Source organism: Microcoleus sp. Pol11C2 (assembly GCF_036701505.1).
Lineage (GTDB): Bacteria > Cyanobacteriota > Cyanobacteriia > Cyanobacteriales > Microcoleaceae > Microcoleus.
Genome location: NZ_JAUBQX010000091.1, coordinates 1 through 13,152, shown reverse-complemented (window position 1 = coordinate 13,152; position 13,152 = coordinate 1). Strand labels below are relative to the sequence as shown.

Sequence of the window (13,152 nt, the reverse complement as noted above, 5' to 3'; positions counted from 1 at the left end):
ATACGTCAATATACTTACACACAGAAAATTATTTAGGATTGTTTATAAATATAGAAAATCATTTAGGATTGCTATAAACAAGATGAAGTATCAAAGGATGTTGAGAAAGCTAATAGTGCCACCAAGATTGCTAATGTCTTGCTTTATGCTTCTCCTGCCAAGGGTCACATCAATGGTCAAGATATGGTGCGACTTCGGAATTTGCTGCGTTTGTTGCCGGCCCCTGAGAATGAATGCAACGACTTTCCGACGCTAGGCAATTTCTTTATTGTGGCGACACACGCAGATCCGAGTATCCCTGACGATGAGCTTCCCAAAATTCTCAATAAAGCTTCAGCCAGACTGTATAAAGAACTTGATGAAACTGCTATAGAGTTTCGTCGGAAGCTCACAAAGCGGGATATTATCAAGGAAGATGTGCAAAAGCGTTTCTTCACTTTCTGGTCAGAAAGGCCGGATCGCTGTCAGCATCTCTTTGATGATTTAACTCAACTCCTCTGCGAGACTCTTCCTAAACCAGTCATCTCTCGTATCGACCGCGAAATTAATGCGGTCAAAAATGACAAAACACAAGAATACGCTAACTCGATTGAGCAATATCAAACAACTGTTGCCAAAATAGAGGAGTATCGAAAAGAGCTTGAGAAAGCGGAGAAAAATGAACCTGAACGTCAGCGAGAAATGCGGCAAAAACGCACTCAAGTGAGCAAACAAATTAAGGAATTAGAGAAAGATACCCGCAAATCCTTTCAGACCTATGCGGAAAAAAAGATCGATGTAGAGTTTATAGAACAAATGATTCGCCAGAGATACGACAAAAAGAAAGAGGCTCAAGAATACGCTCCCGGTTATTTAGTCGATCTGCTGCAAAGTCATTTAGAAAGTCGGATTAGTGTCAATTCTGAAAAACTCAAGGCTGAGATTGACGCTTTTCTGGAAAAATACCCAGTGCCTAAACTTCCCAACAAAGATGGAATAGTAGTATCTATTCCCTTCGATACAAAAGGAGCTTTTCTTGGTGGGATAGCAGGTTTAGGTACTTATGGTGCCTTAGCTGCTTGGGCAGCAGGCCTTGGCAATCTTGGCAGCTATATCTTAGTAGCGAAATTAGTGAGTCTTTTGTCAGCACTTGGTATTAGTATCGGTGGTGGCACGGCAACAGTAATTTCTTTCGTAGCTGCGATTGGTGGCCCAATAGTTCTAGGGATCGGTTTAGCTGCTGGACTGGCTTCTTTGGTGTGGAATTTATTTGGGGAAGCTTGGCAGAAGCGGTTAGCAAAAGAAATTCACCAACAATTCAAAAAACAGGGTGTCGTTGATAAATTCTTAGGAGGAATCGACCAGTATTGGCAAGAGACAGCCACAGCCTTTGATAAAGGTGCCGATGCAGTTGAAGCAAAATGTAAAGAGTCTCTTAAGCATCTGCATGAAATTACTTCACCTGATACCCAGTCAAAAGAACGAATTGAAGAGATTATCATAAATCTGGAGAAACTCAGGGTTTTTTTCGCCAACATTCCTTGGGATACCCAGGGAGAATGTTTGTAAAAAAAACCAGCGGTTCTCGTGGCAAACAACCAAAACCCAATAAAACGACGTATTGAACGGGTAGTTTTAACTAGGCGATCGCCCTTTCTTTTGCCTCATCCGTAACAGCGATCGCCCTTCCTTAACGGAGGTGCGATCGCTCTCATGTTGGCGTTGCTTAATCAGGGTATGAAAAAAATGAGTTGAAAATCCCCAAGCTTTGTCGATACTGGTTTCTATGACTGGCATATTTAGTCTTTCATACCGTAAATCAGCAACGCCTCTTATTCCTACTGACTACTGACTTCTTTTACTGTACTTGAGAGCCGTGGGCGCGGGGGTCGGAGCTACTTGTTTTCACAGGTCCTGTGGGGGGAGTAAAATTAGAAACTTGACCACCTGCTTGGACGTGTGGCAGAGGTTTTCCTGCAATTAAAGCTTCTAAGTTAGCTTCCATAATACTGCGCGGCATTTCGCCCATCGTTTCCGCAACGGCGCTGCCTTTATCGTTCAAATAGACAAAGTGCGGAATGCCGTCTACTCGATATTTTGTGATTTCTGGCAGCCATTTGTCATTGTCTACATTCAGCATCACAAAATTCATCGGTTCGGCGTATTTCTGTTTTATTTCGCTCAGATCTTTAGCCATTGCCTGACAGCTACCGCACCAATTAGCATAAAATTCCATCAGTGTCGGTTTGCCATTTACCAAAGCTGTTTCTAATGGCGTTGAAGCTTTTGCCATGTCGGTGAGACTGCTTGACGGCGTTTGGGTTTGCAGCCCGAAGAAGATGGATATTGAAAGGACGATCGCTGCTAACACGATCAATAAGTTTCTGAGGCGCGTCGCGACTTTTGTTTCGGGATTTTTGGCTGCGGGGGCGACAGTTGAGTTGGGCGAATTCTGGGTCATAAAATATATTGCGGTTTTATTTCTATGTTTGTATTTTAAATAATAAATTCAGATTATACCACATTTTGAGATAATCAGACCAATCTCATAAAAATTTTTGAAGAGGCCAGAATTAGGCTAAGTGCGCTAAAACATAAGATAACAAAGATTGTTTATAAATTACCGAGGACTTGCAGGGTGAAAAAACGGGTAACACTGACGTTTCCCCAACGATCGATCCAAATGCCTGTCACCTATCGACTGGCAAAGGATTTTAATGTTGCAGCCAACATTATCCGTGCTCAGGTGGCTCCGAATCAAGTGGGCAAACTGGTGCTAGAGTTATCAGGGGACATCGACCAACTAGAAGCGGCGATCGACTGGATGCGATCGCAAAATATCGGCGTTTCCCTAGCCAGTCGGGAAATACTCATAGACGAAGATATATGCGTTCACTGCGGTTTGTGTACGGGAGTTTGCCCGACAGAAGCCTTGACCCTTGACCCCGAAAGCCTTAAACTAAGTTTTGCTCGATCGCGGTGTATCGTTTGCGAGCAGTGCATCCCCACTTGTCCGGTGCAAGCTATTTCTACTAACCTCTAGACACTGTACAAACTCATCGGGATCATCATCGTTTTTTTGCCTGGTTCTCCTAATTGTGCCATTGGATGAAAAAAAACTCTTGGGTTTCCCTAACTCTACTTTTTATTACTTATTTCACTTTGGGCTGGAAATTATCGGAGTTTGATGTTCCACCGCACCTGACTTGGTTTCTAGCCATAGCTTCAATTTTAGTGTTGGCTGTCGCCTTGGCGTTCCCTCTGAGAGGCATAAAAGCCTTAATTTTGCGGTGGTTTTCGAGTGATATCGGTGCTTTTCTTTCTATTATTGTAGGAGCTTTTGTGGCAGTGGTAGTTTTTGCTTGGCTGCACCTTTTTGCTACTTGTTTACTCTTGATTTCAGCCGGAGCTTTGGCAAGACTCGATATTCAAATATCTGGTTGGAAAAATTGGCGGGCTTTTGCGGTATTAGCTACCATTTCTTTAACCGGTGTGGGGTTGGGCGGAGCGATCGAGTTTTGGTCAAGGACAGGCAGGCTCGTATTCTCTTAATGAGGAACGGGAAATTCATCCAACCAAATTCTATAAGTCGCAACGGATATTTAGCCGAAAACTATCAGATCGCCCATCAATAAATACAGCTTATTTTTTTTCAATCCCCCACCGGATTAATTCCCCGTTCCGCGCCGTAATCATAGCAGTTTTCAAGCCTGGTGAGGTACAGCATCTCAATTGCCGATTCCCCGTTGCGGGTTACTAATCCCCAATTACTAATTACTAATTACCAATTACCGACAAACCTGGGGTGGAACTGAAAACCCCTAGGGCAGTATTGAACTGTAGCGACTTTTGCTCAAAATGTTATTGCCAAGATCCCGCAAGTCCCGCACCCAAAAACTTATCGCAATAAAAAAGCAGCTTTAGGGAGCTGCTAGTCAGAATGCATGAGGTATTGTTTTTAGAATAGAGCAGGTGGAATTCGATCGGTGCTGGGTTACATTTTTTGATACGGGAGAGTTAATGAGTGAATGGACGATCGTAAAATCGTCACATAGGAGGATAGCATTGATGCTAAATTTCCCGACAATCAAGTTAGCGTTTAACTGTCCTTGCGCCCTACAGCCCTTCAGCGGTGGGGCCCTTTTATTTTTAGGGAGAACTCAATAGCCGAATTTAGCGCATCAGATGAGTCTGCCATTAGTTCTTGTATAAAATTTCCGGATCGCCACATCCTCATACTTATAAAAGTTACGCCTCACACCCACTCAAACCCGGTGGATTTCAAAATATGGGGTGGTTAAACGGACACACTGTGACAAAAACCAGTATTTTCACCGAAGTCATACCATTTTAGATTTTAGATTTTAGATTTTGGGAATGACTGATGAAGCTTGTGGTTTGGAGCTTGCGTATAGTTGCATTATTTTTTGAACTGGTATCAAAAGTCCTCAGAAACCTGTTATTTTCTTAGAAACTCGGTTTCTGAATGTATCAATTGAGATCAGGCCCGGTTTCTGGTTTGATAACTTTTTGGATTTCCTCGATCGCCCTAGTCGCCACTTCTTCAGCCCTTTCGCCCATGCCTGCACAGACTCGGACATCTGCTTGAGTGTAGAAACGCTCTCGCTGGTTCACAAGGCTTTGCAGCTTAGATTTGATCTCGCCCTCCCGCAGTAGGGGTCGAGTGGTGTCCGAACGCAGTCGCTCGTACAGTTGATCAACAGGCACATCCAGCCAAACTACTACACCGTAGTGCAAGTAACCCCAATTCATTGATCGAGTCACAATGCCGCCGCCGGTAGCCACAACCGAATTTTTATAAGCAGACAATTCGCCGAGCACTTTAGTTTCTAGTTCCCGAAAAGCCTCTTCCCCTTCTCGATCGAAAATCTCAGCAATTGACTGATTAGCAACTCGAACAATTAGCTCATCAGTATCAAAAAAACGGTATTTTAATTTTCTTGCCAGAATCCGCCCCACCGTTGTTTTTCCCGCGCCCATCATCCCGACAAGATAGATATTTACTCCCCTCAACCCATCCACTGCCAAATCCTCCGATATTTTTCTATTTTTTCAGGTTAATCGATCCGCCACTGAGGCCATCATCGTCATCAAACTCATCACCCTCATCCAGTCCCCAATCCTCCTCTGCTTCTGCCAGAGGATTTATTGGTGCTTCATCAGCGGGTTTAGGAATCTCCCCTCCCGGAGGAACCAGCACTCGATACTCCGCATCGTATACCGACTCAGTTTGTCCCACCCCAGACTGGCTCGGATCTCTATAGCCGTAAGAATATACTGAGCCAGCCCAAGATTTGCTTTTCGGTTCCTGCTGAGCTTCGTAAGCCCTCGGATTTGCCGCTGGAACATCATTTACCTGCGGTTGATCGGGAAAATCGCGATCGTCCCCCCAATCGTCATCACCCCCTTGAGAGCCTGATTTTGAGCTATCTGAGACCCAATCGTCCTCATCGTCTGCTGCTGCATAAGTCGTCGGTTGAGCGTAATCCTTCGCCCCATCGGGGTTTGGAGTTTCTTGCTGGAAAGTCCGGGCACTGTAACCAGACGAGGTGCCGTACTCAGTTCGGTAGGAACCAGGAGCCTGAGTTTGGCTATTTTCCCTATTCAGATCCGGGTCAATTCCCTGTTTTCTAGGAGGGGGAGGTGGCGTGTAAGGTGTCCTCCCGTCTTCGGGGAAAGTTTCGGGACGGCTGCGACTTGATCTGCCCGTGCGGTCTCCCGTTAGAGATAGATAATTTGAAAAAGCCAGCAAACCAGAAATCAATAAAGATGTGAGAGCTCCCACCACCATGCTCAGCAGAATCCAGATAGATAAAGGTAAAGCAGGCGATCGAACTCCCAAAAACACCAGCGATAATGCCGGCTCCACATTTTGCAGGGCAAAAATAGTTAACCCCAACACAATTACTAGCAAAAATACAAGTCGCATATTAAAAATATTGGTAATTGGTAATTGGTAATTGGGAACTTGTGCTGAGCGTAGCCGAAGTATTGCTAATTAAAACTAACAAATCATCAATAACTACCTGTCAACTGTCAACTGTCAACTGTCAACTGTCACCTGTCAACTGTCAACTGCCAACTAACTCCCTTCTTCTTCCTTCCAGCGTTTGAGAGGAACGCAATCAATCCCCAACTGGTCTAAAGCGCGAGCCACCACAAAGTCAACCAAATCTTCAATAGTTTGCGGATTGTGATACCAAGCAGGAATCGCTGGTACAATTCTAGCTCCAGCTTCCGCCAAGGTAGTCAAATTCCGCAGGTGAATCAAGCTAAAAGGCGTTTCGCGAGGCACGAGTACCAATTTTCGCCCTTCCTTGAGCTGAACGTCGGCCGCTCTTTCGAGCAAATCCGAACTCAAGCCAGCCGCCAATTTGCCCAGCGTACTCATGCTACAGGGAATAATGATCATCCCTTGGGTGCGAAAGGAGCCACTAGCAATATTAGCACCGACGTCTTGCCAGGGATGACACCGAAGTTTACCCATTGCGGGTACTCCTGCTTGTTCCCGCCAGAATTCCTCTTGAAGCGTCGGTTCTGCGGGCATTCGGGTGTTCTGTTCGCTTTGCCAAACCATGTAAGTAGACTTGGAAGCAACCAGTTCGATCGCGCGATCTGCCTCCAACAAATATTTCAATGTTCGCACCGCATAAATCAGTCCCGATGCTCCAGTAACTCCTAAGATTAGGGGGTAGTTATTCGTCATTAGTTATTGTTAGTTGTCGGTTGACTGTTGTTGGTCATTAGTTGTTATATCAAATCTGTTAGCATCGGAATTATTCATATATCTCTTCTCGATCTCTGCGTGAATCAGCGTCAATCCCTTGTCATCTGCGGTTAACAAATTCTTTTTTCACCGCAGATACAGGCAGATAAACACAGATTAACGCAGATAAATTATATAAATTCCGGTTTCACCGTCCGTGAGTGTTGACTTTTGACTGGATGTGACAATTCCGATGCTATCGGATTTGATATTAGTCATTAATTGTTTTTTGATAATTTTTGAGTCGAGTTGGCAGCCCACTTCTTAATACTTAGTTGCCCGATCGTGACAACTAAGTATTGAGAAAAGTTAACTGTCAACTGTCAACTGTCAACTGATTATTCATCATCATCAAAAGCTTGACTGCCGCCGCCAACTGCAACTAAATCAATTTGCTGGCGGTAGTAATCAACACTCTTGACTTGAACTTCTACCCGATCGCCCAAACGGTACTGATTGCGGTTTTTCCGACCCACCAGAGTTTGCTGGCGCGATCGATATTCGTACCAGTCATCCTTTAGCGAAGAAACGTGCACCAATCCTTCAACACGCAAGATGTCGCTCTCCGGCGGCCGCACCTCAATTTCCACAAAGAAACCGTAAGACTGTACACCTGTAATCAAACCCTGAAAAGTTTGCCCGGTGCGTTCTTTCATCAATCCGGTTTTCTTCAATCCCTGCAAATCGCTTTCGGCATCCTCAGCAACCCTTTCACGTTCCGTCAGGTGTACCACGGCCGATGCAAACTCTGTCTCAAATTCGTGGTGCAAATCTGGCGGGAGAACATTCCAAGTAATTTGACCGTGACAGGAGGAATGGTGCAAGTCAACTTTTTCCTTAGCCCGTGTTGTGCGGCTGCTGCGGCCTTGCTCGAACACCGCTTGCAACACCCGCAGTACCAGCAAATCGGCGTAGCGGGAAAGCGGCGAAGTGCAGCGCGTGTAACCCTCTGACAGCCCCAAACCGAAGTGTGGCTTGGGAGTTGTGCTGTAAACAGCGGGCTTCATGGTGTCTTCTAGCAGGTAGGTGAGAACTCTTTCGGACTTAAGGCCGGCAAACTGCTGGGTAAATCGCTGAAAGTCCAAGGGCAAAACTTCTTCTTCGGTTTCGAGATACAGTTCGCCTCCGAGGTTGTTCGAGAGTTTGATGAACTCTTGAATGTCTGCCGGATCCGGCATCGGCTGGACGCGGTAAATTGCTGGGACTCCCAAGGCTTGCAGGTGGGTGGCGACAGCTTGGTTGGCGAGTACCACCAACTCGGAGACAGCCGACTGAGCAGGGGTAGCGACTGCAAAAGCTCCTAATTCGCCTTCGTCGTCGAAGTGAGAGTTAGCATCGGGCAAATTTAGTTCAAAAGCTCCTCGCTTGAGCCTTGTCTGTCGGGCAGCCTGTGAGGCGGCACCGAGTTGATCGAGGAAAGGACGGAGGGCGGAGGATAAAGGGTGCTCTTCGGCATCGCCTGGTTCGAGAATTGCTTGAGCTTGCTGGTAGGTGAGGTGGTAGTCAATTTGAATGACGCTGGTTTGAATTTCGTATTCTAGGAGTTCTCCTGATTCGTCTAGGGTTAGCAGTATGCTAAATGCCAGCCGTTCTGTGTCTGGCAGCAGAGAACAGCGCTCGTTGAGGGTTTCTGGCAGTACGGCGATGATTTTTTCTCCCAGATGGGCGGCAGTGCCTCGCTTGCGGGCTTCGCGGTCGATCGGCGTTTCTGGCTGCACGTACTCGGCGGCGTCGCTGATGTGGATTCCTATTTGCCAGCGGCCGGGCTTCAGGGTTTCGATCGACAAAGCGCGTTCCACTGGCGGATCGGAGAGGAAGGATGTTGGATCGAACTCGTTTTCGCCTCCTCCTTCGGAGATATTTTCCTCCTGGGAGCGAGGGCTATCGTTTTCGCTGTTGGTTGTTCCCGGTTCGTTTTTGCTGAAGCTAACAGTCAGAATGTTACGCAAATCTAGGCGTTTTTTGATGTCGGTTTTTTTGACTTTGCTGGGCAAATTTTCCGCTGCTTTGATGACGGCGGCGGGGAACGATCGCGGCAAGTCGTGTTTGCAGCATACGATGTCGAGGTCGTCAGCGGCTTCGGCGTCGGAACCGAGTACCTGTACTACTTTGCCGACTGGGCGATGGGTGCCGAGGGGGTAGCGTTTGACTTCGACGTGTACTAGGTGATCGATCGCCTCTTGGAGATTTGTGCCATTTGCGAGCAAGTCTAGTTCAAACAACAGGCGATCGTCCAGGGGGATTGCTCTGTAGCTGACGCGGCCGGTGGGGGTGGCGGTTTGCTTGACTCGCGCCAGTACCGAGGGGTTGGCGCGTTCGAGGATGAGCATGACTTCGCCTTCGGGCGATCGGCGCCGGCTACCTTCTTTGATGATTTTGACTAAAACTCGATCGCCATTCCAAGCTGTCGAGAGGTGACTTTCCCGCACGTAAACGTCTTCTGAGCCTTCGGCGTCTTGAATTGCAAAGCAAAATCCTTTGCTCGAACAGCGCAGTTTTGCTTCTACTACGTCGTCTTCAGCTACTCGGCGATAGCGGCCTTTGTCTTTGACTAATATGCCAATTTTCTCTAGAGCTTCTAATGCGATTTGAAGTTTGAGTTGACTGGTGGCGTCGTTGCAGTCGAGTTTTTTCTCCAATGCTTTAGGAGCCACTAATTTGTCTTCTGTAAAATTTGCCAGCAGTGCAGCGATAGAAAATTCCATGTAGCGATCGATCCTCTTGTTTCCAGCAATTAGTCTAATTTTGGCGAAATCAGCCGCACCCCCTCGGGCCCTCGTAGTGCCTGCTTCCCAACAAATGCGCGGGTTGATAGGTGGAGACGCGAGCACAGCCACCTTGTTTGATCGCGAGGTTTTTTTGAGATTCTCTCCCGACACCGGCTTCGTGCTAATTGTCTGCTGTCTGTCTTGAACTGACTGCTGACGGTGCAGACAACTGTCCCGCACGCTATTCCCCAATACAATTTTTTAGCGTTGGTTTGTTTGCTTTTAGGTCAACAGCGCCGAGCACTTCGCAAATTAGAAAGCCCCTGTCGGTTCTTAAAAGATGGCTCGATACTGAAAGCGACGGCTTGAGTCGAGGATGAGCCGATGGAGGGATGGAGAGGGATAAAATTTGCATTTCTTCCTTCTGCCTTCTTCCTTCTGCCTTGTTCCTTCTTCCTTTTGAAGTGCCTCTTGCTTGTTGCTTTAGCAAAGAATTTACCGGATCTTTAAGGCAAAATTGCTAGTAGCTCGCTGCTGCGATGCCCTTGTTTTTTTGCACGCGATCTGTCCTTGCGGACGGAGGTGCAACGAGCGAGTCGGGAGCAATCTGTGCTGTAGAAAGTGCAAGGTACACAAAACCGGAGACTTTTACTACTTTTGCTTAGTTGCTGTGCCATCTCTTATAGGTAGAAATGACGCCCGGTGCTTGTTAGCTTAAACTGCCGGATGTGGGATGGGGTTTAGTGGCGTGAAAGGTTGCGCGGATGACTCACCTTTAATTTATTGTATGTTGAATAGGTGCTTTCAGAAAATAGTTTTCTCTGGGCTGTACTACACTTAAGTCATAAGCCCCTTCTGGTTTCGGGGTCAAAAAATTATGTTTGCTGAATTTCGTGCCCTTTATCCCGCTGGACAGTTAATCTGTGAGTTGCTGACTGTTCATCACGGTAAGTTTGTTGTTCGCTGTCTGGTTCAGGTTGACGGCAAAACTCTTGCTACTGCTATGTCGGCTGCTGAGTCTGTTGAGGATGCGGAAGACCGCGCCCGGTTGCGAGCGATCGCTGTTCTCGGATTTGCTGCGCCCGATCGTGCGATCGCGAGTGTTGATCCGGCTCCGGTTGCTGCTGTTCCCCCTCCTGCTGCTGTTCCCCCTCCTGCTGCTGTTTCCCCTGTTGCTGCTGTTCCCCCTCCCCCTCCTGCTGCTGTTCCGGTTCCTGTTGGGCCCACAAGTGTTCCTCTCCCGGTTCTAGAAATGCCTGTTGCTGACAAATTGCCGCCAACAGATCAAAGCAATTTTGTCAAGACTGAAGCGAAATTAAATGAAGAGCCGATCGCACCTGTACCGGAACCGTTGCCCCCAACGGTCGATCGGACGGAGGCTACTGGATTTGTACCAAAGCAGTTAGACTCAGACGCTTGGCTTTCTTCTAGCTACGGCGAACCACTTCAGGAACTGGATGTGCCTACTTCTAGCCAAAGTGAACTGCTACAGGGTGCGGCCGAAGTCAGGGAATTGCAACCGATCGCAGTGGGAATTCCGAGCGATGCGATCGAGGATAATTCGGATACGATCGCCGAAATAGACGCCATCCTCAAACGCCTGCAATGGAAGAAAAAACAGGAAAGCGACTGTCTTGAACAAAATTACGGCAAGTCGTCCCAGAGAGAGCTTTCTAGCGAACAGTTAGTAGATTTTCTAGAATATCTGGAAATCTACAGCAGAACCACTGAGGAAATCAAGCGGTTGGGCTGGACTCCCAACCAAGGAAAAGATTATCTCAAACAAGGTTATGGCAAAGAAGCGCGCCATTTCTTAAATCAAGTAGAATTGCTCGACTTCCTCCAATATCTCGAATCTTTGCCCTAGTAATTATGTAGGGTTTCTAGGTGTGATGTTTTTTATAAAAAGCTACATATAGCAGTTTTCAATTGTATGAAATACAGTAAGGACTTAAGTAGGACGCCGTATCCTGCGCCCCAGCATCTGTAATTCACTCCACTGAAAACTGCTATATGACTGTTAAAAATTAAAAATCAAAAATGAAGAATATTTCCTCATTTTTGATTTTTAACTTTTTATTTAGACGACAGCGGCGATCGGGCGGCTGGCGGAAGGACGGCGATCGATGACTTGATCGACTAATCCGTAGTCCTTTGCTTCTTCAGCGGACATGAAGAAATCCCGTTCGGTATCTTCTTCAATGCGGGAAAGCGGCTGACCGGTATGGTTGGCAAGATGTTCGTTCAGGCGGCGCTTGTGGTACAAAATTTCTTTGGCCTGAATTTCAATATCGGTTGCTTGTCCTTGAGCTCCGCCTAGAGGTTGGTGGATCATAATCCGGGAGTGAGGCAAACTCATCCGCTTGCCTTTAGCGCCGGCACTCAACAGAAAAGCGCCCATGCTGGCGGCCAAACCGAGACAAATAGTGCAAATGTCGGGGCGGATGTGGTTCATCGTGTCAAAAATGCCCATACCTGCTGTTACCGAACCCCCTGGGGAGTTGATATATAGGTAAATATCTTTCTCGGGGTCTTCGGCGTCTAAAAATAGCAATTGGGCAACGATCAGGTTGGCTAAGTCTGAGTCAACCTGTTGGCCCAAGAAGACGATGCGATCGCGCAGGAGTCGCGAGTAAATGTCAAAGGCGCGTTCGCCGCGACCGGATTGTTCTATAACGGTTGGGATCATTGACCGGGCCTGCCTATTACGTATCTTTTTTTAATTTTAGCGATTTGGGTTCATTTATAGTTAGGGAGGGGTGGCGCGCGATCGAGAAATCGGCAAAATCCTTTAGTTGGGAGGGATTGGGGCGGTCATGTGGGGAAATTGTGGCGGGGGTGCGATCGGATTTCCGATCCAAGGGCGATCGATGTTGAGGAAGCGGACATCAATAAACGTTGTTTGTTATGTGGCGATCGTATCATTGCGACAACTGAAATCCCTCGATCGCGGCTGACACTAGGGAAATGGTCGAGGAACTCCGCAGGGCGAATCACCAGCTTCAAGACAATCAAGCAGAGTCTTCATCGGGACGCGAGTAGCGATAAAGACAGGAGTTCACCCTAAAATTTCGGGGTCGCTATGAACGATAGTAGCTGCGTATGGCAAAGAAAAGGTTGTGACATGGAGACAATCTTCCTCAGTCCAGGTATTACTTGGCTCGAATAACCTGTTAGTTTCCATCGCTAAATCCCCACTGGAATTCCCTCGCATGAATCTTTTCTACCAAAGCTGAAACTTTAACGGGTGAATTATCAGGTACTAAATCCCGATCGACTATTTGTTGAGCCGTTGCCAGATTTTGGCTTCCCATAGCATCACTCGTATGAAAGACTAGACAATTCACTTGACTGAGACGAGCCGACAGGATTTGCAAAAGAGCCATCAGAACACGATCGCCACCGTAAGCTCCGCATCCCCAAAACCCTGTATGAATAATCAAACTGGGTGCTTTAGAAAACTCTAAATGTGACTCAATTCGTGCTGCTGAAAATCCAGTAAAGGCTGTTTTCAGGATGTATTCAATTTCTGCACTGCTATAAGAACCCTCGCCATAGGAAGGAGCTTCTATCGCAATGATGTTTGTGATGGTAGGCGGATTTATAGCAATCCTAAATGATTTTCTATACCTAGAGCAATCCTAATTAATTTTATCCGTGCAATTATATTGATGTATT

At 46.9% G+C, this 13,152-nt stretch carries 13 protein-coding genes; 5 read left to right on the top strand and 8 right to left on the bottom strand.

What is annotated here, in order from left to right; genetic code table 11:
* Positions 1-270: 270 nt before the first annotated feature.
* Positions 271-1,548, top strand: a complete 1,278-nt coding sequence (locus QUA42_RS26890; RefSeq protein WP_333141641.1) for a hypothetical protein — start codon at positions 271-273, stop codon at positions 1,546-1,548.
* Positions 1,549-1,614: 66 nt separating this feature from the next.
* Here QUA42_RS26890 and QUA42_RS26885 read toward each other — a convergent pair whose 3' ends face one another.
* Positions 1,615-1,776, bottom strand: a complete 162-nt coding sequence (locus QUA42_RS26885; protein WP_333141640.1) for a hypothetical protein — start codon at positions 1,774-1,776, stop codon at positions 1,615-1,617.
* 61 nt (positions 1,777-1,837) lie between these two features.
* Positions 1,838-2,440, bottom strand: a complete 603-nt coding sequence (locus QUA42_RS26880; protein ID WP_333141638.1) for a thioredoxin family protein — start codon at positions 2,438-2,440, stop codon at positions 1,838-1,840.
* A 177-nt stretch (positions 2,441-2,617) separates the two neighbouring features.
* Between QUA42_RS26880 and QUA42_RS26875 the strand changes: the two genes are divergently transcribed.
* Positions 2,618-3,022: an NIL domain-containing protein gene (locus QUA42_RS26875; RefSeq protein ID WP_333035090.1), complete on the top strand. Its 405-nt coding sequence runs from the start codon at positions 2,618-2,620 to the stop codon at positions 3,020-3,022.
* Between the two features lie 65 nt (positions 3,023-3,087).
* On the top strand, positions 3,088-3,531 hold the full coding sequence (locus QUA42_RS26870) for a hypothetical protein (protein WP_333141636.1): 444 nt from the start codon (positions 3,088-3,090) through the stop codon (positions 3,529-3,531).
* Between the two features lie 939 nt (positions 3,532-4,470).
* Here the strand turns inward: QUA42_RS26870 and QUA42_RS26865 are convergent.
* From QUA42_RS26865 to QUA42_RS26850, 4 genes are all read right to left on the bottom strand, one after another.
* Positions 4,471-5,022: a shikimate kinase gene (locus QUA42_RS26865; RefSeq protein WP_333141634.1), complete on the bottom strand. Its 552-nt coding sequence runs from the start codon at positions 5,020-5,022 to the stop codon at positions 4,471-4,473.
* Positions 5,023-5,044: 22 nt separating this feature from the next.
* Complete coding sequence (locus tag QUA42_RS26860; RefSeq protein ID WP_333141632.1) at positions 5,045-5,929, bottom strand: LapA family protein; 885 nt, start codon at positions 5,927-5,929, stop codon at positions 5,045-5,047.
* Positions 5,930-6,082: 153 nt separating this feature from the next.
* Positions 6,083-6,706 (bottom strand): flavin prenyltransferase UbiX, encoded by a 624-nt coding sequence (locus tag QUA42_RS26855; protein ID WP_333141630.1) that lies wholly within the window; start codon positions 6,704-6,706, stop codon positions 6,083-6,085.
* Between the two features lie 398 nt (positions 6,707-7,104).
* The gene (locus QUA42_RS26850) at positions 7,105-9,471 is read right to left on the bottom strand and encodes a ribonuclease R family protein (RefSeq protein ID WP_333141644.1); all 2,367 of its coding nucleotides are present in this window, start codon (positions 9,469-9,471) and stop codon (positions 7,105-7,107) included.
* Positions 9,472-10,351: 880 nt separating this feature from the next.
* Here QUA42_RS26850 and QUA42_RS26845 point away from each other — a divergent pair.
* Complete coding sequence (locus QUA42_RS26845) at positions 10,352-11,341, top strand: hypothetical protein (RefSeq protein ID WP_333141628.1); 990 nt, start codon at positions 10,352-10,354, stop codon at positions 11,339-11,341.
* A gap of 213 nt (positions 11,342-11,554) precedes the next feature.
* Here the strand turns inward: QUA42_RS26845 and clpP are convergent, their stop codons facing one another.
* Positions 11,555-12,187, bottom strand: a complete 633-nt coding sequence (gene clpP / locus QUA42_RS26840; protein WP_333077590.1) for an ATP-dependent Clp endopeptidase proteolytic subunit ClpP — start codon at positions 12,185-12,187, stop codon at positions 11,555-11,557.
* Positions 12,188-12,290: 103 nt separating this feature from the next.
* Between clpP and QUA42_RS26835 the strand changes: the two genes are divergently transcribed.
* The gene (locus QUA42_RS26835; RefSeq protein WP_333141626.1) at positions 12,291-12,431 is read left to right on the top strand and encodes a hypothetical protein; all 141 of its coding nucleotides are present in this window, start codon (positions 12,291-12,293) and stop codon (positions 12,429-12,431) included.
* 216 nt (positions 12,432-12,647) lie between these two features.
* Here the strand turns inward: QUA42_RS26835 and QUA42_RS26830 are convergent, their stop codons facing one another.
* Positions 12,648-13,052 (bottom strand): hypothetical protein, encoded by a 405-nt coding sequence (locus tag QUA42_RS26830; protein ID WP_333141642.1) that lies wholly within the window; start codon positions 13,050-13,052, stop codon positions 12,648-12,650.
* Positions 13,053-13,152 lie beyond the last annotated feature (100 nt).

What these genes read in the sequence shown, in the direction of transcription:
- QUA42_RS26885 (WP_333141640.1), bottom strand. Translation starts at nt 1,776, where the DNA reads ATGCCAGTCATAGAAACCAGTATCGACAAAGCTTGGGGATTTTCAACT.
- QUA42_RS26880 (WP_333141638.1), bottom strand. Translation starts at nt 2,440, where the DNA reads ATGACCCAGAATTCGCCCAACTCAACTGTCGCCCCCGCAGCCAAAAAT.
- QUA42_RS26870 (WP_333141636.1), top strand. Translation starts at nt 3,088, where the DNA reads ATGAAAAAAAACTCTTGGGTTTCCCTAACTCTACTTTTTATTACTTAT.
- QUA42_RS26860 (WP_333141632.1), bottom strand. Translation starts at nt 5,929, where the DNA reads ATGCGACTTGTATTTTTGCTAGTAATTGTGTTGGGGTTAACTATTTTT.
- QUA42_RS26855 (WP_333141630.1), bottom strand. Translation starts at nt 6,706, where the DNA reads ATGACGAATAACTACCCCCTAATCTTAGGAGTTACTGGAGCATCGGGA.
- QUA42_RS26850 (WP_333141644.1), bottom strand. Translation starts at nt 9,471, where the DNA reads ATGGAATTTTCTATCGCTGCACTGCTGGCAAATTTTACAGAAGACAAA.
- QUA42_RS26845 (WP_333141628.1), top strand. Translation starts at nt 10,352, where the DNA reads ATGTTTGCTGAATTTCGTGCCCTTTATCCCGCTGGACAGTTAATCTGT.
- QUA42_RS26835 (WP_333141626.1), top strand. Translation starts at nt 12,291, where the DNA reads ATGTGGGGAAATTGTGGCGGGGGTGCGATCGGATTTCCGATCCAAGGG.